General features: G+C 59.3%; 20 protein-coding genes and 1 pseudogene. 10 read left to right on the top strand and 11 right to left on the bottom strand.

Annotated elements, in window-relative coordinates; all coding sequences use genetic code 11:
- Positions 1 to 48 precede the first annotated feature (48 nt).
- Both P406_RS20710 and P406_RS20705 read right to left on the bottom strand, forming a co-directional pair.
- On the bottom strand, positions 49 to 489 hold the full coding sequence (locus P406_RS20710) for a GNAT family acetyltransferase (protein ID WP_046237221.1): 441 nt from the start codon (positions 487 to 489) through the stop codon (positions 49 to 51).
- Positions 490 to 543: 54 nt separating this feature from the next.
- A complete protein-coding gene (locus tag P406_RS20705; RefSeq protein WP_046237255.1) occupies positions 544 to 1,488 on the bottom strand; it encodes an alpha/beta hydrolase in 945 nt (314 codons plus the stop codon).
- A 351-nt stretch (positions 1,489 to 1,839) separates the two neighbouring features.
- On the opposite strand from P406_RS20705, the gene P406_RS20700 reads away from it, so the two are divergent.
- From P406_RS20700 to P406_RS20690, 3 genes are all read left to right on the top strand, one after another.
- Complete coding sequence (locus P406_RS20700) at positions 1,840 to 2,349, top strand: GNAT family N-acetyltransferase (protein ID WP_003412242.1); 510 nt, start codon at positions 1,840 to 1,842, stop codon at positions 2,347 to 2,349.
- Positions 2,350 to 2,754: 405 nt separating this feature from the next.
- Positions 2,755 to 3,015 carry a DUF1652 domain-containing protein gene (locus P406_RS20695; protein WP_032699109.1) on the top strand — a complete coding sequence of 87 codons (261 nt, stop codon included), beginning with the start codon at positions 2,755 to 2,757 and terminating at the stop codon, positions 3,013 to 3,015.
- 708 nt (positions 3,016 to 3,723) lie between these two features.
- Complete coding sequence (locus tag P406_RS20690) at positions 3,724 to 5,124, top strand: pyridine nucleotide-disulfide oxidoreductase (RefSeq protein ID WP_046237220.1); 1,401 nt, start codon at positions 3,724 to 3,726, stop codon at positions 5,122 to 5,124.
- Between the two features lie 118 nt (positions 5,125 to 5,242).
- On the opposite strand, the gene csrA is transcribed toward P406_RS20690, so the two are convergent.
- From csrA to P406_RS20675, 3 genes are all read right to left on the bottom strand, one after another.
- Positions 5,243 to 5,431 (bottom strand): carbon storage regulator CsrA, encoded by a 189-nt coding sequence (gene csrA, locus P406_RS20685; RefSeq protein WP_002554157.1) that lies wholly within the window; start codon positions 5,429 to 5,431, stop codon positions 5,243 to 5,245.
- 522 nt (positions 5,432 to 5,953) lie between these two features.
- A complete protein-coding gene (locus P406_RS20680) occupies positions 5,954 to 7,306 on the bottom strand; it encodes a GntP family permease (RefSeq protein ID WP_003412234.1) in 1,353 nt (450 codons plus the stop codon).
- 98 nt (positions 7,307 to 7,404) lie between these two features.
- On the bottom strand, positions 7,405 to 7,893 hold the full coding sequence (locus P406_RS20675) for a gluconokinase (RefSeq protein WP_003412230.1): 489 nt from the start codon (positions 7,891 to 7,893) through the stop codon (positions 7,405 to 7,407).
- A gap of 283 nt (positions 7,894 to 8,176) precedes the next feature.
- Between P406_RS20675 and gntR the strand changes: the two genes are divergently transcribed.
- Complete coding sequence (gene gntR / locus P406_RS20670; protein ID WP_046237219.1) at positions 8,177 to 9,193, top strand: HTH-type transcriptional regulator GntR; 1,017 nt, start codon at positions 8,177 to 8,179, stop codon at positions 9,191 to 9,193.
- A gap of 328 nt (positions 9,194 to 9,521) precedes the next feature.
- Positions 9,522 to 10,493, top strand: coding sequence for a beta-propeller fold lactonase family protein (locus P406_RS20665; protein WP_046237218.1), 972 nt, complete (start codon positions 9,522 to 9,524; stop codon positions 10,491 to 10,493).
- A gap of 47 nt (positions 10,494 to 10,540) precedes the next feature.
- Here P406_RS20665 and P406_RS20660 read toward each other — a convergent pair whose 3' ends face one another.
- Genes P406_RS20660 through glcD form a run of 4 tightly spaced genes read right to left on the bottom strand, consistent with a single transcriptional unit; the run spans position 10,541 to position 14,776 of the window.
- Positions 10,541 to 10,948: a heme-binding protein gene (locus P406_RS20660; RefSeq protein ID WP_046237217.1), complete on the bottom strand. Its 408-nt coding sequence runs from the start codon at positions 10,946 to 10,948 to the stop codon at positions 10,541 to 10,543.
- A 34-nt stretch (positions 10,949 to 10,982) separates the two neighbouring features.
- Positions 10,983 to 12,215 (bottom strand): glycolate oxidase subunit GlcF, encoded by a 1,233-nt coding sequence (gene glcF, locus P406_RS20655; RefSeq protein WP_046237216.1) that lies wholly within the window; start codon positions 12,213 to 12,215, stop codon positions 10,983 to 10,985.
- Between the two features lie 3 nt (positions 12,216 to 12,218).
- Positions 12,219 to 13,277, bottom strand: a complete 1,059-nt coding sequence (glcE, locus tag P406_RS20650; RefSeq protein ID WP_046237215.1) for a glycolate oxidase subunit GlcE — start codon at positions 13,275 to 13,277, stop codon at positions 12,219 to 12,221.
- Positions 13,277 to 14,776 (bottom strand): glycolate oxidase subunit GlcD, encoded by a 1,500-nt coding sequence (glcD, locus tag P406_RS20645; protein WP_046237214.1) that lies wholly within the window; start codon positions 14,774 to 14,776, stop codon positions 13,277 to 13,279. The genes glcE and glcD overlap by 1 nt, the downstream gene beginning before the upstream one ends.
- 138 nt (positions 14,777 to 14,914) lie before the next feature.
- Between glcD and P406_RS30035 the strand changes: the two are divergent.
- Both P406_RS30035 and hppD read left to right on the top strand, forming a co-directional pair.
- Positions 14,915 to 15,060, top strand: a pseudogene (locus tag P406_RS30035) (maleylacetoacetate isomerase); the annotation flags it as partial.
- Positions 15,061 to 15,201: 141 nt separating this feature from the next.
- On the top strand, positions 15,202 to 16,278 hold the full coding sequence (gene hppD, locus P406_RS20640) for a 4-hydroxyphenylpyruvate dioxygenase (protein ID WP_003370421.1): 1,077 nt from the start codon (positions 15,202 to 15,204) through the stop codon (positions 16,276 to 16,278).
- Positions 16,279 to 16,338: 60 nt separating this feature from the next.
- On the opposite strand, the gene P406_RS20635 is transcribed toward hppD, so the two are convergent.
- Positions 16,339 to 18,537, bottom strand: coding sequence for a putative bifunctional diguanylate cyclase/phosphodiesterase (locus tag P406_RS20635; RefSeq protein ID WP_046237213.1), 2,199 nt, complete (start codon positions 18,535 to 18,537; stop codon positions 16,339 to 16,341).
- Between the two features lie 364 nt (positions 18,538 to 18,901).
- On the opposite strand from P406_RS20635, the gene P406_RS20630 reads away from it, so the two are divergent.
- On the top strand, positions 18,902 to 20,476 hold the full coding sequence (locus tag P406_RS20630) for a sensor domain-containing diguanylate cyclase (protein ID WP_046237212.1): 1,575 nt from the start codon (positions 18,902 to 18,904) through the stop codon (positions 20,474 to 20,476).
- Between the two features lie 81 nt (positions 20,477 to 20,557).
- Here the strand turns inward: P406_RS20630 and P406_RS20625 are convergent, their stop codons facing one another.
- Complete coding sequence (locus P406_RS20625) at positions 20,558 to 21,349, bottom strand: IclR family transcriptional regulator (protein WP_046237211.1); 792 nt, start codon at positions 21,347 to 21,349, stop codon at positions 20,558 to 20,560.
- Between the two features lie 140 nt (positions 21,350 to 21,489).
- Between P406_RS20625 and hmgA the strand changes: the two genes are divergently transcribed.
- A complete protein-coding gene (hmgA, locus tag P406_RS20620) occupies positions 21,490 to 22,794 on the top strand; it encodes a homogentisate 1,2-dioxygenase (RefSeq protein ID WP_046237210.1) in 1,305 nt (434 codons plus the stop codon).
- Positions 22,794 to 24,089: a fumarylacetoacetase gene (fahA, locus tag P406_RS20615; RefSeq protein ID WP_046237209.1), complete on the top strand. Its 1,296-nt coding sequence runs from the start codon at positions 22,794 to 22,796 to the stop codon at positions 24,087 to 24,089. The genes hmgA and fahA overlap by 1 nt, the downstream gene beginning before the upstream one ends.
- The last annotated feature ends 6 nt before the right edge of the window (positions 24,090 to 24,095 follow it).

Genomic DNA, 24,095 nt, shown 5'->3' with positions numbered 1-24,095 from the left:
GAGGCGCCCGATGGTTTCGGTCGCCTCGGCAAATAGAGAGCGCTCGGCTCAGGACTGAGCCGTTACGTTGGCATCGATCCGCTTGCCCATGCTGATAATGAGCTCCGGCGTGTAGCCCAGGGTTCGATAGAAGGCCTGCACGCTCTCATTGAAGGTATGGATCTGCAGGTTGATCTTCACGCAGCCGAGATCCGCAAGCGCCTTTTCTGCGTGCCTGACCAGTCGGGTGCCCAGGCCGTTGCCGCGCTGTTTTGGATCAACGGCGACCGAATACAGCCAGCCGCGATGCCCGTCATAGCCGGCAAGAAGGGTACCGGCCACCTCGTCATCCGCAAGAGCAACGAAGAACAAATGGTCGTCGACAGCCCGTTTCTTGTCGATCGACAGGTCTGGACGATTGTGCGGCATGTCGTCATTGAAGACCGTCTTCCACAGCTGGATGACGGCGAGGCGGTGATGCGGGTCTGAATACTCGACAATACAGTTCATTGCGGGGTCCTTTGGCCATGAGTCCGAAGACTACTGCCACGTGCCCGGCGCTGTCTAACCCGCGGTCTTTGAGTCCTTGCCCTGTTTTGTCACCTGAGGCAGCGATGCCGGTGTATCGAGCAGGGCGCGAATGGCCCGACTGTAAGCGGGCTGCCCGAGTTGCATGCTGTTGTTATGCGTACCGCCAGGCACCAATAGCAGCTTCTTGGGTTCCTGCGCGGCTGCAAACAACTGTTCGCTGAAGCGAGCCGGTACATAGCGATCCTCGGTGCCGTGCACGATCAGCACCGGCATATGGATGTCTGCAATCTTGTCCAGCGAGTCGAACTTCTGCGACAGCAGCCAGCGCACTGGCAGCGAGGTGTTGGCCAGCGCGGTGGCCACATCGGCCAGGTTGGTGAACGTCGATTCTATGATCAGCCCGCGGGCCTGAATCGGCGCATTGCCCTTTTCAGCGTCTTCGCCCAGTTCGGCCGCCAGATCCACCGCCACCGCACCGCCCAGAGAGTGTCCATAAATCAGCCTGCGCTGCGGGTCGGGTTGCAATTGCTTCAGGCGTTCCCAGGCGATGCGTGCGTCTTCATACACAGACCTTTCCGACGGCAACTGGCCCATGCTTTGCCCGAAGCCCCGGTAATCGATTGCCAGTATCGAGTAGCCCTGTGCCTTGAGTTGCTGGATACGGAACAGCTGGCCGGTGAGGTTCCATCGTGATCCATGCAGGTACAGCACCGCCGGGGCGTTCTTGTCCGCAGCGGGCCACCACCATGCGTGGATATTCTGCGAGGTACCGAATGCCGGTGTACTGAGTTCGATTTCCTGTACATCTGCCGGCAGACCGCTGTACCAGCTGGCGGTACCGGGCTCGATGCGAAACACCAGTTCGCGCTCCTTGTGTTCAAGCACTGCACAGCCGACGGGCAGGCCAAGGATGATGGCTATCATGCTAATCCATCTGAGCGGACGGGCTTTGAAGCGAGCCAGAGGCGAAATCGACATAAGAAGAATGGTCCGGTCAACAAATTGAAATAAATGCAGAATCTGCATCCGGGATGCAAGGCCAGCCGACGAACGCCGGGTTACAGGATATTGCGTACCTGCGTCGCAAGCACTGAAAGACCGAGGCGAGTAAAACCCGTGGCTTCAATACCTTGCGCGATGTGGCCCGAAGGCAGCCTGGACAACGATGCTCATTAGCACGTTTTGTTATTGAGGTAGCCCTTTTCGATAGCTGCGGATTATGCTGTGTGGGCGAGGGCGCTGTGTTTTTGTCATCTACCGTCGCCGGATTCGCCGATCTGCTTGCTGTATTCCCGCGCTTTCTTCAATTTCTTCAAGAGGTTACCGCCTATGTTCACTCACCGTCCCCTGGAAGAAAAAGACGTCCCCCTCATCTGCGAGATGCCGCAGAATGCCGATGAGCTGTTCTATATGTTCCCCAGGGCAACGTACCCGCTGACCGCCTCGCAACTCATCCATGCGCTCGAGACGCGTCATGATTCGACCGTCATCGAGATGGATGGCGAAGTGGTAGGATTTGCCAACTTCTCTCTCTGCACCTTTCGCGGCCGCTGTTCGCTGGGCAACGTCATCATCGCACCGAAAGCCCGCTCCAGAGGGGTAGGGCGCTTCATGATCACCACCATGATGGGGATTGCGTTCGACAAGCACGAAGCGAGCGAAATGATCGCGTCCTGCTACAACCACAACGTCCCGGGCCTGCTGTTCTATCCGCGGATGGGATTCCGTCCTTTCCATATCGAAGAAAAGCTCGATAAGCGTGGCGAGCGTGTTGCGCTGATTCACCTGCGGCTGTCCGGCACCGACGCAAAAGAGAATATGCAGGACGAACAAGAGTAAGTTTTCGAGCAGGGCACGCACGACTCTTTTGAAGGAGCGGGCGTGCCTTGCGAGAGCCGCCCCCGTTTCACTCTTCAACCGTTCGTCAGTCTTTACTTCCTTCTTTTACGTGCATGTTATCCACGGTGGTTCACGCCACGTGCCATTTTGTTGATGAGCAGGGCGGTGAATCGTTTTTTTCACGGGTGCGTTCAATAAGAAGCGGCGTTAAAAGGGTTATCGATATTAAGTTATGGAAGTTGCCTGAAGTGCAGCGCGCAGTGTATAACGGGTTTAAGCATCACGTGAGTGGCGACGGATAATTGGCGGGCTGGCGCGGGCCGTTTTTAAAAAGTCATCAACAATAAAAATTATCAAAAATTTGTCACTGTCGGGACATGCTTACACACATAAGGAGATAAAGAAATGATCGCGAGTGGACTGTCCGAGTTAGAACTCAGGAGTATGGTTGAACGTGCGCTTCTGCCGTTGCGTTGCACCTGTACGATTGCCAATGATCAGATGAATGTGCAGATAAGCGATCCGGTATCGGGGCGCGCCCAGCTTCAGAAGAGCCGGCCGCTCAGCCGTATCAATACGGTTCGGGACATCGCTGACCTGGTGGCTGAATTGCGCGAAGCGCCGGTAATGCCCCGTGTCTCGAAAGCGTATTACAGCGCTGCCTGATACTGCTGCACCCCGCTGATGCCCTGGCATCACGATACCTGGCCCTGATCATCGCTGATCGGGGCCTTGTCGTTTCTACGGGCCGCTTGTCGACCGCATTCAGCGCAGGGAGAGAGGCTCGGCTGGTCTTCATGAACGCGAACCTCTGTTGGCGCACAGCCGTTTTGTGCTCGTCAAATTAACAGCGTCGAAAGCTTGCTGTTTTTAGCGCAGACGATAAAAAATAAGTTGAACGCATTGAATGCGTTAATGTCAGCGAAAACTGCTCTTTTGAAGGGGCATTTAACGATCGAAAGATACAAGATCATTCAGATCATCAGGTTATAAAGCGCTCCAGACCGTTGCCGCCCATTTGACACTCCCGCTTTTCTTTGCAACTATTCAGTTGCCCGACTTATTTTGTAACGCATTGTCACTCTTTTCAGGTTGATAAAAACGCTGCCTTAAAAAGGGCGGTAGCATGATGCCTTCTTCCTGTCAGGTCTGAACTCAGGGCCTGTGTCTGTTGGTCCTATTGTAATTTTTTGTGAAGAACACCTTCTCTAATCATGTCGTCCCATGGGCGCCGTGAATGAGCGCGTGTGTAGTGTGCTGCATGTGTTTCGCCTCGAATCGTGCAGGGACGCTGGTTCGCCTTATCAATCAGGTATTCGACATCCAGAACTTCTGGACTGCACCCACGTATGAAAATGACGATGGAGCATCATTATGTTTGATAACTGTATGGAAACAGCTTGCGGTTGCGTGGTGGGAGGGGCCGGGCTCGCGGGCATGGGCTTTTTGTTCAACGCCCTGAAGAGCGGCGCGATGCCCGGGCTCGCTGCCAAAGGACTGATTGTCATTGATGCGAGCGACCAGCCCGGTGCGGGTGCGCTGGGAGATTACCGGATCACTGCCAACTCGGTAGGCGATGTGTTCATTGATTGCCTTCGCGATCCGGCATTGCGCGAGGTGTTCGAACCTCTCGAGTACTCGGCAGCCTATTGGCGCATCAAGGCACAGGCACAGAGCGCGCCGCAGCTGTCGGATGTGGGCCTGCTCATGGCCGAGGCCGCCAGGCTGGTGCTGGAGCACATCGTGCAACGTTATGGCGTAGAGGTCTGGTCCGGCACGCGCCTTGATGAGGTGATTTGCGAGGGCGACGAGTTCTGTCTGCACGTTGACAGCGTGTACGGCAAAAGACGCGTGCGCTGCCAGGCGCTGGTACTCAACCTGGGCGGGCGCCAGGATCCACAGCACCTGATCGATGATCTTGCCCGACAAGGCCTGGCGCTGCCGGATAACTGCATTGTCCAGAGCGCTGACCGCTTGTTGCGCATGAACGCGGTGCAGTTACGCGAAGTGTTTGCCCCGGCGCTGGCCGATAACGGGCGCATCACCATCGTCGGGGGATCTCACAGCGCGTTTTCGACGCTGGAGAATCTGGCGGATGCACTGGAGTTTGCCGGCTTGCAGGAGCTGTCACTCGTTCATCGAAGCAGCATCAGGCTGTTTTACGAAAGTGCTGAACTGGCGCACGCAGCCGGCTACGCATTCGACGCGCAGCTTGATGTCTGTCCGGTTTCAGGTCGGATCAACCGCTCCGGAGGTTTGCGTTACCGTGCGCTGGAGATCGGGCGCCAAGCGCTGCAAAGCGGTCGCGTAGGCAAAACCGGCGTGCGCGTGCAGATGCTGCAGACACTGGGCGGACGCCCCGATGAACACGAGCAGGCCCGACTCGTTCTGGCCGACTCGGCTGTGATCGTACAGTGTTCTGGCTATCAGCCCGTGTTGCCCAGACTGAGTGATGCCGATGGCAACCTTGTCAGTTTGCGCGAGGCCAAGGGGGGGCTCGACTCGGACGCTGGCGGCTGCCCGTTCGACCAGCACGGTCGTCGAATCAAGGGCCTGCATCTTTTCGGTCTGGGCGCCGGACTGGGCGTCGATCCGCAATTGGGCAGCGAACCCGCCTTCGACGGCCGGATATACGGCGTCTGGCAGTTTCATCATGATGCCAGCCGAGTGGTGCTGGAGGCGGTCACACGCAGACTCGCTCATCAGCCTGTAGCTGCCGAGACGTTCATTTCGGAAGGGTTCATGCAGGCGGCTTTAGGCCTTCAGGCCGGTTAGGCCGGTGCAGCAGAGAAGCGCAGAATGGCGGCCATAAAAAACGGCGTCCCAGGGACGCCGTACGGCCGGTCTGCCAATAAACGGCAGATCAGCATTGAATAAGGGGGTAGTGCGGGAATTATTGTGGGTCCTGGTTGGGAGCCAGTTCTGCCTGGATACGTTTGTAGATTTCTTCACGATGCACTGAAACATTTTTGGGTGCATTGATGCCCAGGCGGACTTGAAGCCCTTGAACGCCAAGAATCGTGACGGTGATCTCGTCACCGATGTTTATGCTTTCGCCTACTTTGCGAGTGAGTATCAACATAATCTTTTCCTTGATGGCCTCTTGAAAACGCCTCTCTCAAGAGGCTGGCGTTTGCCTTTGCGTGGTGATTGTTGCCGAGTGCATCCAAATGCATCCGTCTTATGACGTCGCACAGGTGAATTAAATTCCCTCGGTTCATTTTCTTGTCATCGAGATTTGCATCCCGGATACGACGAGTGCGCCAATTCTGCCCGTTTCGACGTGAAAATGCCCGTATTTACTGGCGTCATATAAAAAGTAACGTCAACCGCTGCACCGTTCCGGGTCATCATCGTCTCAGCCGACTGTACCGCTCACGCCATTTCGATATGACTATAAGCGTAGGCACGACTGCACCAGATTGCCCGGGCTTTCTGAAAATTCAAATGAAAGTGGTGAACGATTGTGTAGGAAGGGGCTGCGGATCACCGTAGTGTCCACGCTGATGCGGTGTATTGCGGGGGGCTGGGAAGGGTGATGCACAGGCGTGAGGCGGGACCAGGCCTTCGCGGGCTTCAGCTCCCGCGAGGGCTCGTCCGGGGGTTACACCGCCATTGACAACAGCATGATGAAAATCAGGCCGACGACCGAGAGGATGGTTTCCATCACCGTCCAGGTCTTGAAGGTCTCGGCAACGGTCATGTTGAAGTACTGCTTCACCAGCCAGAATCCGGCGTCATTGACGTGCGAGAGGATCAACGAACCGGCGCCGGTTGCCAGCACCAGCAGCTCGCGATTGACCCCTGGAATCAGGCCGACCACCGGCGCTACGATGCCGGCACCGGTAATGGTTGCCACCGTCGCCGAACCGGTTGCGACGCGGATGACCGCCGCAACCAGCCAGGCCAGCATGATCGGGTTGATCTGCGCCTGCACGGCCATATGCCCGATCACGTCACCGACGCCACTGGCGACCAGCATCTGCTTGAAGCCACCGCCTGCGCCCACAATCAGCACGATTGCCGCCACCGGAGCCAGACTCTGATCCAGCAGCTTCATGATCTTGCTGCGATCAAAACCACGTGCGGCACCAAAGGTGTAGAACGCCAGCAACAGCGCGGCAAGCAGGGCGGTGATCGGGTGACCGATCAGGTCCATCCAGATGCGGAACATGTTGTTTTCCGGCAACACCACATCGGCAAGGGTCTTGAGCAGCATCAGGAAGACTGGCAGCAGGATGGTCACCAGCGTGATGCCGAAGCCTGGCAGGTTTTCAGTGCTCGACTCCTTGGCGATCTGATCCATCAGTTCCTTGGACGGCGTACCGGGGATGCTCTTGGAAATCCAGTTACCGAAGATCGGGCCAGCGATGATTGCAGTTGGCAGCGCTACGATCAGTCCGTAGAAAATGGTCTTGCCGATATCGGCGCCGAAGATACCGATGGCCAGCAGCGGGCCCGGATGCGGCGGAACCAGACCGTGTACGGCTGACAGGCCTGCCAGCAGCGGAATGCCGATCTTGACGATAGGCACGCCGGTGCGCCGCGCAACAATGAACACCAGCGGGATCAGCAGGACAAAACCGATCTCGAAGAACAACGGGATGCCCACCAGGAAGGCAGAGAACATCATTGCCCAGTGCACTTTCTGTTTGCCGAAGGTGCGTATCAGCGTTTGCGCAATCTGGTCCGCGCCGCCCGAGTCAGCCATCAGCTTGCCGAGCATGGTGCCCAGGCCGAGGATGATGCCGACGAAGCCCAGCACGCCGCCGAAGCCGTCCTGGAAGGATTTCATGACTTTTTCGACCGGCATTCCCGAGGTCAGGCCAAGAAAGCCTGCCGCCAGGGTCAACGCGACGAAAGGGTGCACCTTGAAGGTGGTGATCAGCAGCACCAGGCCGACGATGGTCACCAACGCATCGACGAGCAGGAACGTCTCATGGGTCATACCGAACATGGGTGTCTCTCCGGTTTATTGTTTTAAGGAACTGTTAACAGCGCCGACTTCAATCGTGTGTGCGCAAGACAGCGCTGTCTTTTGCACTCACGCCTTTATCAGGCGTGAGAGCCTTTCCACCATGCTGCGGCTTGTTTGCCGATGACATCGATAGGCTGGGACGCGTCCACGATCAATGTCAGCGGTTCGCCATAGGGCGGCTCGAGCGTCGCGAACTGGCTGTCCACCAGGCTGGCGGGCATGAAGTGCCCAGGCCGATGCGAGCAGCGTTCGCTGGCGAGTTCCTTGCTGAGTTCCAGAAAAACGAAACCCAGGCCAGGCACCGCATCACGCAGGCGCTGGCGATAGATGAGCTTGAGCGACGAGCAGGTCAGGACCGGATGTTCACCCTTGGCGAGGGCGGCAGCCATCTCTTCGCCCAGGCGGGTCAGCCAGCCGGCACGGTCTTCATCGTTGAGGGGGGTTCCGGCGCTCATCTTTTCGATGTTGGCCGGTGGATGGAACGCGTCGCCTTCGATCAGGCGACCGCCGCTGTTCAGGGCAATCTCGGCACCCACGGCGCTTTTGCCGCAGCCAGATACACCCATCACCACAAGGGCGGAAATAGCAGTATTCGCAGTTGTCACAGTAGGCACCTCATCTGGAGACAGCGCTGTCTTCTTTCGGCTGGACATGAGTCCCAGCCGGGGCTGTTCCAGTTATTTGTCGTTGTTTTGGGCTCATCAATAAGCATGGGAGGCTGTTCTCCGCGGGACCCGAACCGGGCAACCCCTGTGAAACCAGCGATAAAGCATTGTCACATTCCATGAGACAGCGCTACCTTATGGGGCATTCGACACATTTGGCAACCCTTATGTTAGTTGGCAACGCATGATACGCATTGGTTCCCGCTCTACCGGTCGCCCCACGCTCAATGAAGTGGCGAAGCTGGCTGGCGTCTCTCCGATCACCGCCTCGCGTGCGTTGCGCGGTATCAGCACCGTGGCGCCTGAGCTGGTCGAAAAGGTCCGTGTTGCGGCGCAGAGCCTGGGTTATGTAGCCAATCCGGCAGCCAGGGCGCTGGCCTCTTCCTGCAGTCAGACCGTCGTGGTGCTGGTGCCGTCGCTTTCCAACCAGTTATTCATCGAGACGCTGGAAGCCATTCAGGACGTATTGCGCGTGCGTGGCCTGGACGTGGTCATCGGCAACTACCATTACTCGCCTGAAGAGGAAGAGAAGCTGCTGCGCAACCATCTGGTCAATCGCCCGCGCGGTATTCTGCTGACCGGTTTCGACCACACGGCAGCGTCCCGCCAGATGCTTGAAACCAGTGGCATACCCTGTGTGCACATGATGGAGCTCGACACCCGCCTGGGCGCCTATTGCGTCGGGTTCTCGCAACAACAGGCCGGTGCCGAAGCCGCGCGTCACCTGATCGGGCGTGGCCGCCGTCGACTGGCGTACATGGCCGCCCAACTCGACCCCCGTGTACTGCAACGTGGCGCCGGGTTCCATCGGGTGCTGGAAGACGCCGGGCTGTTCGACCCCGCGCTGCAGGTCTCGACACGCCAGGCCTCGTCGATCGGCCTGGGCGGGGAGTTGTTTGCGCGCCTGCTTGACCAGCACCCGGATGTCGACGGGGTGTTCTTCTGTAATGACGACCTGGCGCAGGGCGCTGCGCTGGAGGCCTTGCGCCTGGGTGTCGCGATCCCCGAACGGGTCTCGCTGGTGGGCTTCAACGACCTGCCTGGGTCCGCGCACATGGTGCCGCGCCTGACCTCGATTCGCACGCCCAGAGAAGCAGTCGGGCAGCGTGCTGCTCAGGTATTGCTGGGCCTGCTGGACGGGGTCGCCCAGCACCCGCAGGTCGATCTCGGGTTTGAACTGGTGGTGCGGGAAAGCTCTTGAGTCTTTTCCCCGGCCAACCCTGACGAGCCTTCCCCGGAGCATCGCGCTGACCAATGGTAGGGGCACTCTGCGGGCTTGATGCCTCCGGGCTGGAGTGCCCGACCGTGCTGTCCTGCACTGCCGTCGATACCCTCATTCGAACGGTTCCGGCCCATTTCGACTGTTATTTCTGACAGTACCCATCCCCCCGTGTTGAGTATTCAATGACCCTACGTTTTTGGCTCGGAGCGGCATAAGTGTCTTGGCCGCATCGTTGGATGACGGGGATATATCTTCTTATCTATTCCCCGTTCTGGCGGTCTTACAAGACCTATTGAAGGTGAGAGAAATGCAAAAAAAAGCATCTCAGAACGTTAGAGCCCTGACGCATATCGTCGACCCCGTCGGTTCAGGTGTCCCCCTGGATATCGCGTGGCTGACCGGCATTATCCCGCTGGGCTTTGTACCTGCAGAGATCGCTATCAGCCCTGATGAAACCACGTTGTATGTCGCCCATGAAAGCGGTCGCGAAGTCAGTGTGGTCGACATCGCCAGTGCCAGCGTAACGGGTGCCATCAAGCGGGCAGGGGCGGGCGCGATTACCCTGAGCCCCGATGGCAAAAGGCTTTACACCATTGGCCAGAAAAGGTGCTACGTGGTCGATACGCGCATGCGCGAAGTGATCAGGATACTGCCGGCAGCCAACGTCAACAGGATCCTGTGCAGTGCAGATGGCCGTTTTATCTGCCTTTCCTTTCAGAACGCGCTCGGCGGGTTGATTCGCCTGATCGAGACCGAGAATTACACGGTCGAAAACGAGTTCGATCTGGGCGCCCTGACCAACGCATCGCTGGCCCTCGGGATCAGCCCGTTGAACGACAGGTTTTACGCGACCATGCTGGTTGACCGGACCGCGCCTACCGATGTTCTTGCGATCAGCAAGGTCGATTACCTGCAACACGACATTCCCGGATTTTCCGACCCGCGCTCGATGGTCTTCAGTTCCGATGGCGCCTGGCTGTATGTCGGTGGCATCGACGAGGTCTACATCATCGATGCCGCGACCAACAAAACCTTCTACAGGGAAAGGATCGGCACGCAGGGCTACCCGGTGAAAGTCATTGGAGTGACACCGGATGACCGCTATGTCTACGTGATCTATACCTGTAATTACGACGTTTACCGGATCGATACGGTGAAGGGCATCGCCACCTGCATTGCCTACTTTCCGTCGGTAGGCGGCGCGGTACTCAACAAGACCGGCACGTATATCTATTCCAGCCATCCGGACATGAGCTGGATTTCGATCTACCGGCTATGAAGACTCCTGCGGTGGCCTGGCTTTCGCGTTACCGGCCGGGTCGACCGTCAGTCGGCGTCAAGCGCTGCGACACCGGCCCTGGCGACTTGAGCATCCTGTTCGGCCTTCACGCCTGAAACCCCCAGCGCACCGATTACCTGGCCGTCGACGATGACCGGCACAGCGCCTTCCAGGGAAGTCAGCAGCGGAGCACTCAGGAATGCAGTGCGCCCGCCATTGACCATCTCTTCGTAACCCTTGGACTCACGTTTGCCGAGTGCCGAGGTGCGGGCTTTTTCGATCGCGATGTAGCTGCTGATCGGTGCGGCGTCGTCCAGTCTCTCGAATGCCAGCAAATGGCCGCCGTCATCAACGACGGCGATGGAAACGGCCCAGCCATTGGCCTGCGCCTCTTCGCGTGCGGCTCCGAGCATCAGGCTGACTTCGGTCTGGGTCAGGACGGCTTTGATCTTCATGGGGTTCTCCGGAGCAGTGATTATTGAATAGGGTTCAGTGTGATTCAGGCGTGCCAAGCACTGCGTCGATCAGTTCGATCCAGTGCCGCACTGGCGTTCGGCCGGCGCTGGCCAGATGGGTCTGACAGCCGATATTGGCGGTGGCAATCACCTGCGGTTTGCCGCTCTCCAGTGCGTTCATGCGGTTGTCGCGCAGTTGCCGGGCGATGGCAGGCTGGGTGATGGAGTAGGTGCCTGCAGAGCCGCAGCATAGATGACCGTCCGGCACTGTGGTCAGATTGAAGCCTAGACGAGTCAGGACGCGCTCGACTTCGCCGCCGAGTTTTTGCGCGTGTTGCAGCGTACACGGGCAGTGAAACGCCAGGCGCTGATCGGTCTTGATGCCGAGGGTTTCCAGCGGTTCGTCGCGCAGCAGTTCGACCAGATCCTTGGTTCGCGCGCTGATCTGCCCGGCCTTGTCGGCATAGGCTGGATCATGGCGCAGCAGGTGGCCGTAATCCTTGACGAAGGCTCCGCAACCACTGGCCGTCTGGATCAGGCTTTCAGCACCGCCTTGCAGCGCAGGCCACCATGCATCGATGTTGCGCCGCGCCCGGTCCAACCCGGTCTCCTGTGCATTGAGGTGGTAATCCACGGCGCCGCAGCAGCCCGCCTGGCTGACTGGAGTGATGCCGATGCCCAGACGATCCAGCACCCGCGCCGTGGCGCTATTGGTGTTGGGCGACAGGCCCGGCTGAACGCAACCTTCCAGCAGCAGCACCTGGCGCGCATGACCGGTGTGCGGGCGAAGCCCGGCAGGATGGATAGCCGCAGGCAGCTTGGTAGCCAGGGCCTGTGGCAGCAACGGCCTGAACTTCAGGCCCATGCCGGTCAGGGATTTGAACAGTCCGGGGTGGGGGATGACCCGACGCAAGCCTTCACGCAGCATGCGTTCTGCGAGTGGCCGCGGCACCAGCGTCTCAACCGCCGCGCGGCCGATGTCCAGCAGGTTGTGGTAATCCACGCCGGACGGGCAAGTGGTCTCGCAGTTGCGACAGCTCAGGCAGCGGTCAAGATGCAGACGGGTTTTCTCGGTGACCGGCTGACCTTCGAGGACCTGCTTGATCAGGTAGATCCTGCCGCGTGGCCCGTCCAGCTCATCACCCAGCAATTGATAGGTCGGACACGTGGCGTTACAGAAACCGCAATGCACACAACTGCGCAGGATACGTTCGGCTTCTTCGGCGCGCGGCAGGGTTCTGGCGTGTTCACTCAACGTGGTCTGCATGTGTCAAAGCTCCGCGTACAGTCGGCCGGGGTTGAAAATTCCCTGCGGGTCGAGTCTGGTCTTGAGTGCCTGATGGTAGCGCAGCACAGGTGCGGCCAACGGCTCGAAGGGGCTGTCGACGACGCCTTGTCTGTAGCAGGTCGCATGGCCGCCAACCGCCATGGTGATGGCTCGAATGGTCTGTCCGTCAGCATCCGACTTGAGCCAGCGTTGCGCGCCACCCCAGTCGATCAACTGCTCGCCCGGCAGATCCGGCAGGTGGCTGTCGGCAGGTACACAGAGCCGCCACAGGGGCCGCGGGTCATCGAAGAAGGGCAGGCGGTGCGCATTCAACTGTTGCCAGTACGCGGCATCAAGCAGCTCGCCGCCAAGCCGGTCCCTGGCCGCTGCCACAGAACCTTCACCGCCCTCCAGGCGCAGGCGCAATACGTGGCCATCATGGCTGGCCGCGCTGATCGGTATCGGTTGCTGACCCCACTCGGCGAGGCGCGCCAAGGCCAGCGCGCTGTCCATTTCCAGCGCGATACTGCTGCACAGACGTGGTCTGGGCAGCACCTTGAGCGACACCTCGGTCAGCAGCCCCAGGCAGCCGAAACTGCCTGCCATCAGGCGCGAAACGTCATAGCCTGCAACGTTTTTCATGACTTCCCCGCCGAAACGCAGGTGCTTGCCAAGACCGGTGATGACTCGCGTGCCCAGCACGAAATCACGCACCGATCCGCTCCACGGGCGGCGCGGTCCCGAGAGCCCCGCAGCGACCATGCCGCCGAGCGTTGCCGCGCCGAAGTCGGGCGGTTCGCAAGGCAGCATCTGGCCTGCGGCATCCAGCGTCTGCATCAGCTCGCTCAATGGCGTGCCGGCGCGTGCGGTGATCACCAGTTCTGTCGGGTCATAACTGACGATACCCCGGTGCTCGCGGGTATCGAGCAGTTCGCCAGCGGTTTCACGACCGAGAGAAGCCTTGCTGTTGCCGCCCTGAATGCGTAACGGCGTGTTGTCGCGCAGCGCCTGATTGACCCGCTCGAGCATTGCCTGGCTGACGTCGTTGTCCATCGTGCTCATCAGAAACGCTCCAGGTCGGGGAACGGCAATTGCCCGGCGTGGATGTGCATGGCGCCAAATTCCGCGCAGCGATGCAGGGTCGGGATGTTCTTGCCGGGGTTGAGCAGGCCGCTGGCGTCGAATGCCGCCTTGATGGCATGGAAGAAGGTCAGCTCGTCGCTATTGAACTGGGCGCACATCTGATTGATCTTCTCGCGACCGACACCGTGCTCGCCGGTGATACTGCCGCCGACCTTGACGCATAGCTCGAGGATTTTGCCGCCCAGTGCCTCGGCGCGCTCCAGCTCACCCGGTTGATTGGCATCGAACAGGATCAGCGGATGCATGTTGCCATCGCCCGCATGAAACACGTTGGCGACGCGCAAGCCGTATTGCTCAGATAGCTCCCTGATGCTGCGCAACACGCCCGGCAACTCACGGCGCGGGATGGTCCCGTCCATGCAGTAGTAATCCGGCGACAGGCGACCCACGGCCGGGAAAGCGTTCTTGCGCCCGGCCCAGAAGCGGATCCGTTCGGCCTCGTCTTGGGCCTGGCGCACTTCGGTCGCGCCTGCCAGTGTCAACACCTCGCTGACCCGTTCGCAGTCGGCATGTACATCGGCTTCGACGCCGTCAAGTTCACAGAGCAGGATGGCTTCGGCATCGACCGGGTAGCCTGCGTGAATGAAATCCTCGGCGGCACGAATCGCCAGATTGTCCATCATCTCCAGCCCGCCGGGGATGATGCCCGCGGCGATGATATCGGCAACCGCGCGTCCGGCCTTTTCCACTGAATCGAACGCCGCCAGCAGCACCTTGGCCACCTGCGGTCTGGGCAGCAGTTTGACCGTGACTTCGGTAATGACGCCGAGCATGCCTTCGGAGCCGGTGAACAGTGCCAGCAGGTCGAAGCCCGGCGAGTCCAGCGTGTTGCTGCCCAGTGTCATCGGCTCGCCTTCCACCGTCAGGATCTCGACCTTGAGCAGGTTATGCACGGTCAGCCCGTATTTGAGGCAATGCACCCCGCCGGCATTTTCCGCCACATTGCCGCCGATGGAGCAGGCGATTTGCGAGGACGGGTCGGGCGCGTAATACAGGCCGTGGGGCGCTGCCGCCTGGGAAATGGCCAGGTTGCGCACGCCGGGCTGAACCCGCGCAAGGCGCGCGGAAGGGTCGATATCGAGGATCTGGTTGAAACGCGCCATGACCAGCAGCACGCCTTTTTCCAGTGGCAACGCGCCCCCCGACAGCCCGGTGCCGGCCCCGCGAGCGACCACCGGTACGCGACGTGCGTGGCACAGCCTGAGCAGCGTCTGTACTTCTTCCACATGCCGCGGCAATGCCACCAGCATCGGTGTGCTGCGATAGGCCGACAACCCGTCGCACTCGTAAGGCCGCAGCTCTTCGGGGCGATGCAGGATGTCCAGGTCGGGCAACTGCTGTTGCAGCGCCTGCAACAGCTGCTGCTTGTCGACGGCGGGCAGCACGCCGTCGATGCGTTCGTCGTACAGAATGTTCATCAAGCCACCCTGGGTTGTTTTTGTCGGGTTAATGCATCCTAGCTCATTCGCTGCGAGGCTTGAGTTGACAGCGTAGTGCGGATCACGCAATTTACGCATTACGTAATAGGTTTACGAAAATAAAAACACCGCATCCATGCGAATATTTACCTGCTACCCCGGTTGTACGCAGCGCATCGTTACCACGTCGACCTGACTGCGTGTGCGCGTATCAGCGGGTCGAGCACCTGGCCCTGCAGCCCCGGCCTTTTACCAGTGATGCACAATCGGACAAGCCGGAGTAGGCTGCCCTCATGAAGATTCTTGGTCTGCAACTGATATTCGGTGATTTTCTCGCACGCAGCGTGCGAGGGATTCCGTGTGCGCCGCCCGCAGGACAGTGATTGCCAGGGTACCCACTCTCACTTTCCTGCAAGGAGCCAGTCATGGCTGATCTTTACGAAAATCCAATGGGCCTGATGGGCTTTGAATTCATCGAGTTCGCCTCACCGACGCCCAACAGCCTTGAGCCCGTGTTTCAGATGATGGGCTTCACCAAAGTCGCAACGCACCGCTCCAAGGACGTGTCCCTGTTTCGTCAGGGCGCGATCAACCTGATCCTCAACAACGAGCCGCACAGCCTGGCATCGTACTTTGCCGCCGAGCATGGTCCTTCGGTATGCGGTATGGCGTTCCGCGTGAAGGATGCGCAGAAGGCCTATAACCGGGCACTGGAACTGGGTGCACAACCGCTGGAAATCGCGACCGGACCCATGGAGTTGCGCCTGCCCGCGATCAAGGGCATCGGTGGCGCGCCGTTGTACCTGATCGATCGCTTCGGCGAGGGCACGTCGATCTACGACATCGATTTCAACTTCATCGAAGGCGTTGACCGCCATCCGGTCGGTGCCGGTCTGAAATTCATCGATCACCTGACCCACAACGTGTACCGCGGACGCATGGCGTATTGGGCCGGTTTCTATGAAAAGCTGTTCAATTTCCGCGAGCTGCGTTACTTCGACATCAAGGGCGAATATACCGGCCTGACCTCCAAAGCCATGACCGCCCCGGACGGCATGATCCGCATTCCGCTGAACGAAGAATCGTCCAAGGGCGCGGGTCAGATCGAAGAGTTTCTGATGCAGTTCAATGGCGAAGGCATTCAGCACGTGGCGTTCTTTACCGATGACCTGATCAAGACCTGGGACGCGCTGAAAGCAACCGGCATGCGCTTCATGACCGCGCCGCCGGATACCTACTACGAGATGCTGCAAGGCCGCCTGCCTGATCACGGTGAGCCGGAAGCCGAGCTCAAGTCACGCGGTATTCTGCTCGATGGTTCTTCCGAAGGCGGCGAGCGTCGTTTGCTGTTGCAGATATTCTCCGCAACGCTGATGGGCCCGGTGTTTTTCGAGTTCATTCAGCGCAAGGGCGATGACGGGTTTGGCGAAGGCAACTTCAAGGCGTTGTTCGAATCCATCGAACGCGACCAGATCCAGCGCGGTGTACTGACGCCGGACTGAGCGATCACCAGAAGCGTCCGCCTTGTGCGATCAGACGAGCCTGCCCAGGCTCGTTCTGAGTCATTTGTGCTTGAGCACGTCAGCTTGCCGGTTGTAACGCGAGATATAGCGCTCGGTGAATTCATGCGCCGGCATGGGGCGACCGTACAGATAGCCTTGGCCTTCGTCGCACACATAATGGCGCATCAGACTTTCCTGCTCACGGGTTTCTATGCCTTCTGCCGTGACTTGAAGATTGAAGCCGGTCGCCAGCCTGATAACGGCCTCGATGATGACTTCGTCTTTTTTGCTGCGATCCACGCCACTCACGAATGAGCGGTCAATCTTCAGCCGTGTCACCGGATAGTCTTTCAGCAGGCTCAGGGACGCATAGCCGGTACCGAAGTCGTCGAACGCGATGCCCACACCCAATGAGCGAAGGTGGCGAAGTGGTTCCATAATGCGCTGTTCGTTTCGCAGGATGATGTTTTCCGTGATCTCCAGCTCGAGCGAGTGTGCCGGCAAGGAAAAGTCTTCAAGCGCACTTTCAACCATTTCGGCAAAGTCACGCATGCGAAACTGCGCGGCGAACAGGTTGACGCCGATGCGGAATTCCTCACAGCCGGTATTTCGCCATTGCGCTGCCTGCTCACAGGCTGAACGCAGGATCCATTCGCCCACCGGCACCGCAAGCAGACCCGCTTCCAGTGCAGGTAGAAAAACCGCCGGGGACACCACACCCAGTGTCGGATGGTTCCAGCGTATAAGGGCCTCGGCTCCGGTGATACGACCATCCGCAAGTCGTACTTGGGGTTGGTAATAAAGCTCGAATTCTTTGTTGGCCCATGCCTGACGCATCGATGAGCTGAGCGCGCCTCGTCGTGAAGCGGTCTGTCGATGCTCGGAGGTGAATGTGCGAACAAGGGAGCGTCCGTCAGACTTGGCTTGGTAGAGCGCCAGGTCCGCATTACCGAGCATTTGTTCCTCGTCGTAGTCGGAGCCACACCTTACGGAGACGCCAATGCTGGCGCCGATGTAGACCGAATTGTCTTCAAACTCTATCGGTTCCTCGATGACCGCGATAAGCGCCAGGCCCAGCTTGATCGCCTTGTCAGGGTCTGCCGTGTCGGACAGGAACACGACAAACTCATCGCCGCCCAGACGCGAGACCATATGGCAGGCCGGTACGTGTTCGCGAAGACGGTGAGAGGTCACCTTGAGCACAAAATCACCTGCAGCGTGGCCCAACGTGTCATTGACGTCCTTGAAGCCGTCCAGATCGATCAGCAGGATGGCTGCTGACAGCTGCGCATCGCACGCCTCCTTGATCCGCCTCTTGAGCGTCGATCGATTGGCAAGCCCGGTCAGGTGATCGTATTCGGCCGCATGTTTGAGTAATTTGTCCGCCTCGACACGCTGGGTGATGTCCCGAATGATCGCTCCGAATTGTGGCTCGCCGGCATACGTCCATTGTGAGAGCGAGAGCTCGATGGGGAGGGTATGACCGTCGCGATGGATGGCCGTCAGGTTGATGGATTTTCCGATAATGGAGGCCGGGCCGCCTGCAGCCACCCTCGACAGACCTGCATGATGCCTGGAGCGCATTTCGGGCGGAATAATGATGTCGAGAGGCTTTCCCATGGCGTCCTCGGATCGATGCCCGAAAATGAGCTCGGCCGAATTGTTCCATGAGATGATCCGGTTTTTGCTGTCCGAGCAGATGATCGCGTCGGGTGAGGTCGAGGTGATATTCATGAAGCGGGCGTGGCTGTCTTCATTCTCGAGCTCGAGCCGACGCAACTCCATTCTTTCGATGACCATGACCGCCAGGTCCTGAAGAACCCGCTGATCTCGCTCCGAGAAGGTCTCTCGAGGTTTATTGTCGATCAGGCACAGGCTGCCCAGCACATGACCGCTGGCGGTTATCAGCGGCGCCCCGGCATAAAAGCGAATATAGGGAGCGCCAACCACCAGCGCGTTTGAGCTGAACCTCTCGTCCTGCAATGCATCGGGCACCAGAAAAACGTTACGGCCCATGAGCGCGAAATTGCAGAATGAGACGTCGCGGCCCGTTTCGCAGACATCGAGGCCAACCCGCGCCTTGAAGAATTGGCGGTCGCGATGAACCAGAGAAATCAAAACAATGGGCACGTCGAAAATCCGCGATGCCATTTGCACGATCTGATCGTATTCGTGCTCAGATGGGGTATCCATCAACGAAAAGGCATTCAGGATTCGAATACGTTCTTCGTCATCATCGCCGACTGGGTAACTATTCATTTGAGGCCATCGCTATAAGCTGATCGCACCTGAAATACGAAGCGATCGATAAGCAACGCCGCTATGCCGGCACCGGTGAAGGCACTCTGACAGCATGCGCTTGCGCCACGCCGGAAAAGCAACGTTCGATACATTGGCATTGGAGCACCTCTCACAGTAGCGTATCGGCAGCTGTTTTCGGACAGCTCAGAAGCTGTATCGTCAAAAAACCGGATACCTGTAACAACTTCTTGAGCAACTAGCGTGGCGGGCATCGATACAACTAAGGCCAGTATTACCCTGGCGCAACAAGATGCTCAGGCTCAGTGTCGCAAAGGTACGAAAACTGCATAGAGGGTTTCACTGCCAATTTGATGACAATCCTATGAAGCCGCTTTCCTTTATTCCGACGAGGCTTACCCCCTCGGCGCTCAGCAAAGCTTTGATCGGCTTCATTGCCCTGGTTTGTCTATCGTTGATCCTGGCCACCGCCTGGCAGATGAACCAATCCAAGCTCGAGCGCGTCGCCACGGCGAGGATTGCGGTGTCCAATATCGTGCTTGCTGCCGAACAGCAGGCTCAGGACACCCTGCAGCAGGCTGACAATACGCTGCGTGACCTTGCCGAGCGTGTTGAGCAGGATGGCGCCGCAGGCGAGCAGCAAAGCCGCTTGACCAGACTGATGGCTCAAGACCTGGTGAACGTCAAAGGGCTACAAGGGCTGTTCATCTACGATGCTCAAGGCAACTGGGTCGCCAATTCCTTTGCCAAGGGCGTGCAGACCCGCAACAACGAAGACCGTGCTTACTTCATCTACCACCGCGACAACCCTGACCCGTCCATTCATGTAGGGTCCATTGTAGAGAGCCGCAATACGGGGGACATGGTCATCCCGGTCAGTCGACGTATCAATGCGGCGGATGGCAGTTTTGCAGGCGTTGCCCTGGCCACCGTGCCGGTGGCTTATTTCCAGGCGTTTTTCCAGCGTATGGATGTAGACGACAAGGGCGTGATCTTTCTCGCTCTGAACAATGGCGACCTGCTCGCACGGCGGCCCACCTTAACCGCACTGATGACCACCAATGTGGCCAAGGGCGATATCTTCACTCGCTATCTGCCGTACAGCGACAGCGGCACCGCGGTGATCAACTCCGTGGTGGATGGGGTGGAAAGGATCTACGCCTATCGGCGCGTGTCCGGGTTGCCCATCGTTGCCGCTGCCGGCATCTCCTGCCAGCATGTGCTCGCGCCCTGGTGGGCCTATGCACAGCGGTCCATGACCATCACCGGCATCATTATCCTGGCGCTGGTTTTTCTGGGCGTCCTGCTGTACCGGCAAATCCAGCAGTTGATCACGGCGGAGGGTGAACTGAATATCGCCAGGAACGACCTGGAGATCATCGCTCACACGGACAGCCTGACGCACCTGGCCAATCGACGCTGCTTCGATGCGGCCTTGCAGCAGGAGTGGGGGCGGGCAAGCCGGAGTCATGCAACCATCGCGATCATCTTGCTGGATATCGACTGGTTCAAACAATACAACGACACCTACGGTCATCTGCAGGGCGACGACTGCCTGAGGCAAGTGGCGGGGCTGATTGGCGACAGTCTTGACCGGTCCGGGGATATGGCAGCACGTTATGGCGGTGAAGAGTTTGTCATTTTGTTGCCTGAAACCGACCTGGCAGGCGCGCTGAGGCTCGCGGAAAAAATCAGATCATCCATTGAAGCCAGTTGTATAGAGCACTCGTCCAGCCCGCTGGGCAGGCTGAGCATCAGCTCGGGCGTGGTGGCGGTCAACGCGGCAGAGAATAATCGGCATACTGCTGCGCTGGAGGAAGCGGATCGACTCCTTTACCTGGCCAAGACCAAAGGACGTGACCGCGTCGAAGGTCGCTTGATTCAAGGGTGGCAAGCAGACAGTCATTTTGCCAGGGTATCCACCGCTTCCACTCGATAGTCGAGCGTCATGGATAGGTAACCGCACAGGGTTGCTATCAATATGTTCGGCACACCAACGTGCGTCGCGGCAGGCGCAACGTCAGTCTGACGGACGGTTACCGCCCATACGCTCGCTGATGGCCTGCGCCGTTTGCAAAAGCCGTCTGGCCGCCAGACTCTGGGTCTCGTCGTTCAACACCGATCCCGGCCCGACCACGGTGATCACGCCCACCAGCTTGTCACCCATGGCGAACAGCGGTGACGAGGCGGCGTTGATACCCGGCATCAGCAAGCCCTGAATCTGGTGCACGCCGGTGGTACGAATCTGCTCGACATGCTGCTCGGCCTCACGCAGCTGGCTGGCGCTCAGCAACGGCACTTCCTGCTCGCGAAGCACAGCGGTTTCGCGCCCGTTCAGAAAGCTGTCGAACACCAAACCGGTGGACGAGCCAAGCAGCGGCAGCACCGAGCCGATCTGCGTGACCAGCGTCACCGCACCCATCGAGGGCTCGACGTACACCACGGTCGGCCCCTTGTTGCCCCATACCGCCAGAAAGCAGGTCTGATTCAACTCGTCGCGCAAGCTGGCCAGCCAGGGGGCCGAGACCTTGAGGACATCCAGCTTGCCGAGCGAGGCCAGCCCGACCTGCAACGCCTCGCGTCCCAGACCATAGTGATTGTTGACAGCATCCTGTTCGGCAAAGCCACTGGCAATCAGCGCCTGCAGATAACGATGGACCTTGCTGGCGGGCATGCCCAAGTGTTCGGCCAGTCTCGACAGGGACGTGGCAGGGGAGAGTTCAGCGAGCGCCTTGAGCACGCCCAGCCCGACTTCGGCGGCCTGGACCTTCTGCTGGCGTCCGCCTGCGGGGCTTTCGGTTTGCTGGGTCATGGGGTGCTGTGCGCCGATCGGGAAAGGCAGCTTTATAGCTTGACCGGCTGGCAAACTCAAATTACGTTATGCGTAATCGCTTTACGTAAAATAATGTTTCGTCCTGTCTCTGCCCGACCCCATGACAACAAGAGGTCCAGATGGCTATCCACTCCAGTTCCGACGCATTGGTTTATCAGTCGGGCTTTGGCAACCAGTTCAGCAGCGAGGCGCTGCCCGGCGCGCTGCCCGTTGGCCAGAATTCGCCGCAGAAGCATCCGCTGTGTCTGTATGCCGAGCAGTTCTCGGGCACCGCTTTTACGGTCGCGCGCAGCGAAGCCCGACGTACCTGGCTGTATCGGATCAAGCCATCGGCAGCCCATCCGCGTTATCAGCGCATGGATCGGCAGATCGCCGGTCAGGAGCAGGGGCCGATCAACCCCAATCGGTTGCGCTGGAATGCCTTCGACATCCCGGCGGCACCGACCGATTTCATCGACGGTCTCGTCCCCCTCGCCAGCACCTCGGCGGCGGAGCAGGCCGAGGGTGTCAGCGTTTACCTGTACACCGCCAATACTTCCATGAAGCGAGCGTTCTTTAGTGCGGATGGAGAATGGCTGGTGGTGCCGCAGCAGGGCCGGCTCAGAATCGTCACCGAACTGGGCCTGCTGGATATCGAACCTCTGGAAATCGCTGTCTTGCCGCGAGGTCTGAAGTTCAGCGTGCATCTGCTCGACAGCAGCGCCCGCGGTTATCTCTGCGAGAATCACGGTTGCGCCTTGCGCCTCCCGGAACTGGGCCCGATCGGCAGCAACGGGCTGGCCAACTCACGTGATTTTCTGACCCCGGTCGCCTGCTTTGAAGACAGTAGCCAGCCGATGCAGCTGGTGCAGAAGTTCCTCGGTGAACTGTGGTCGACGCAACTGGAGCACTCACCCTTTGACGTGGTGGGCTGGCACGGCAACAACGTTCCGTACAAGTACGACCTGCGGCGTTTCAACACCCTCGGTACGGTCAGCTACGATCACCCGGACCCGTCGATTTTCACCGTGCTGACCTCTCCGGGGGCTATTCACGGCCAGGCCAACATCGATTTCGTGATCTTTCCGCCGCGCTGGATGGTGGCTGAAAACACCTTCCGCCCGCCGTGGTTCCACCGCAACCTGATGAACGAATTCATGGGCCTGATCGACGGCGCGTACGATGCCAAGGCCGAAGGCTTCATGCCCGGAGGCGCTTCGCTGCACAACTGCATGAGTGCGCACGGCCCTGATAATGTCACCGCCGAAAAGGCCATTGCCGCCGAACTGAAACCGCACAGGATCGACAACACCATGGCCTTCATGTTCGAGACCGGCAAGGTCTTGCGCCCCAGTCGTCATGCGCTCGACTGCCCGCAACTGCAAGCCGATTACGATGCCTGCTGGAAGGACATGGCCAGAACGTTCACCAGGGAGCCACGCTGATGAATACCGCGCTCAATCGTCGCAGCTGGGTCGAATCTGCCAACGGGCATACCGATTTCCCCCTGCAGAACCTGCCGTTGGGCGTGTTCAGCCATGGCCAGGCCGCTCCGCGTGGTGGGGTGGCCATCGGCGACAGGATTTTCGATCTACGCGTGGCAACAGAGTCCGGGGTGTTTCAGGGGCAGGCCGCCGACGTGGCCGAGGTTGCCAGCCGCGACCAGCTCAATGATTTCCTTGCGCTGGGTGCCGCTGCCCGACGGGTGTTGCGCGCCGCCTTATTGCAGTTGCTCGATGAAGACAGTCCACAGCGCGACCGGCTGCAGGGCATTGCCGGTTTGTTGCTGCCGATGAGTGAGTGCACCCTGCACATGCCCGCTCGGGTGGGTGATTACTCGGACTTTTACGTCGGTATTCATCATGCACTGAATGTCGGCAAGCTGTTCCGCCCGGACAACCCGCTGCTGCCCAACTACAAATACGTGCCGATCGGCTATCACGGCAGAGCGTCGACCTTGTGTCCCTCTGGCACGACGGTGCGCCGGCCCAGCGGGCAAACCCTGGTGCCAGGCCAGGAGGTTCCCGTTTTCGGTCCCTGCCAGCGCCTCGATTACGAACTGGAACTGGGGGTCTGGATCGGGCCGGGGAATGCCCAGGGCGAGGCCATCGGGATCGATCGGGCCGCCGAGCACATCGCCGGGTTATGCCTGCTCAACGACTGGTCGGCGCGTGACATACAGGCGTGGGAATACCAGCCGTTAGGGCCGTTCCTGTCCAAGAGCTTTGCCACCACGATCTCGCCCTGGGTGGTAACCGCCGAAGCCCTTGAGCCGTTTCGTCGTGCCCAACCGCCGCGTCCGGAAGGCGATCCGCAACCGTTGGCGTATCTGCTGGATGACCACGATCAGCAGGGCGGGGCGCTGGATATCGAGCTGGAAGTGTTGCTGCTGACGGCACAGATGAAAGCCGACGGGCTGGCGCCTCACCGACTGGGTCTGAGCAACTCGCTGAACATGTACTGGACAGTGGCGCAGATGGTCGCGCATCACAGCGTCAACGGCTGCAAGTTGCAGCCGGGCGACCTGCTCGGCACCGGTACGTTGTCCGGCCCCGAGGAAGGTCAGTACGGCAGCCTGCTGGAGATGACCGCAGGCGGCAAACAATCGGTGAGCTTGCCCAATGGTGAAGAGCGAATGTTCCTGCAGCGTGGCGACGAGGTGATTCTGCGTGCCCGTTGTCATCGCCAAGGGCACGTCTCGATTGGCTTTGGCGAGTGCCGGGGCGTTGTGCTCGACTGAAAATAC

This window comes from Pseudomonas syringae pv. coryli str. NCPPB 4273 (assembly GCF_000972175.1).
GTDB classification, from domain to species: domain Bacteria; phylum Pseudomonadota; class Gammaproteobacteria; order Pseudomonadales; family Pseudomonadaceae; genus Aquipseudomonas; species Aquipseudomonas syringae.
Note: the sequence above shows the minus strand (reverse complement) of the source record. Positions and strands in the feature narration are given on the sequence as shown.

Coding starts and splice junctions, on each gene's coding strand:
- P406_RS20710 (WP_046237221.1), bottom strand. CDS start 489: ATGAACTGTATTGTCGAGTATTCAGACCCGCATCACCGCCTCGCCGTC.
- P406_RS20705 (WP_046237255.1), bottom strand. CDS start 1,488: ATGTCGATTTCGCCTCTGGCTCGCTTCAAAGCCCGTCCGCTCAGATGG.
- P406_RS20700 (WP_003412242.1), top strand. CDS start 1,840: ATGTTCACTCACCGTCCCCTGGAAGAAAAAGACGTCCCCCTCATCTGC.
- P406_RS20695 (WP_032699109.1), top strand. CDS start 2,755: ATGATCGCGAGTGGACTGTCCGAGTTAGAACTCAGGAGTATGGTTGAA.
- P406_RS20690 (WP_046237220.1), top strand. CDS start 3,724: ATGTTTGATAACTGTATGGAAACAGCTTGCGGTTGCGTGGTGGGAGGG.
- csrA (WP_002554157.1), bottom strand. CDS start 5,431: ATGTTGATACTCACTCGCAAAGTAGGCGAAAGCATAAACATCGGTGAC.
- P406_RS20680 (WP_003412234.1), bottom strand. CDS start 7,306: ATGTTCGGTATGACCCATGAGACGTTCCTGCTCGTCGATGCGTTGGTG.
- P406_RS20675 (WP_003412230.1), bottom strand. CDS start 7,893: ATGGGTGTATCTGGCTGCGGCAAAAGCGCCGTGGGTGCCGAGATTGCC.
- gntR (WP_046237219.1), top strand. CDS start 8,177: ATGATACGCATTGGTTCCCGCTCTACCGGTCGCCCCACGCTCAATGAA.
- P406_RS20665 (WP_046237218.1), top strand. CDS start 9,522: ATGCAAAAAAAAGCATCTCAGAACGTTAGAGCCCTGACGCATATCGTC.
- P406_RS20660 (WP_046237217.1), bottom strand. CDS start 10,948: ATGAAGATCAAAGCCGTCCTGACCCAGACCGAAGTCAGCCTGATGCTC.
- glcF (WP_046237216.1), bottom strand. CDS start 12,215: ATGCAGACCACGTTGAGTGAACACGCCAGAACCCTGCCGCGCGCCGAA.
- glcE (WP_046237215.1), bottom strand. CDS start 13,277: ATGAGCACGATGGACAACGACGTCAGCCAGGCAATGCTCGAGCGGGTC.
- glcD (WP_046237214.1), bottom strand. CDS start 14,776: ATGAACATTCTGTACGACGAACGCATCGACGGCGTGCTGCCCGCCGTC.
- hppD (WP_003370421.1), top strand. CDS start 15,202: ATGGCTGATCTTTACGAAAATCCAATGGGCCTGATGGGCTTTGAATTC.
- P406_RS20635 (WP_046237213.1), bottom strand. CDS start 18,537: ATGAATAGTTACCCAGTCGGCGATGATGACGAAGAACGTATTCGAATC.
- P406_RS20630 (WP_046237212.1), top strand. CDS start 18,902: ATGAAGCCGCTTTCCTTTATTCCGACGAGGCTTACCCCCTCGGCGCTC.
- P406_RS20625 (WP_046237211.1), bottom strand. CDS start 21,349: ATGACCCAGCAAACCGAAAGCCCCGCAGGCGGACGCCAGCAGAAGGTC.
- hmgA (WP_046237210.1), top strand. CDS start 21,490: ATGGCTATCCACTCCAGTTCCGACGCATTGGTTTATCAGTCGGGCTTT.
- fahA (WP_046237209.1), top strand. CDS start 22,794: ATGAATACCGCGCTCAATCGTCGCAGCTGGGTCGAATCTGCCAACGGG.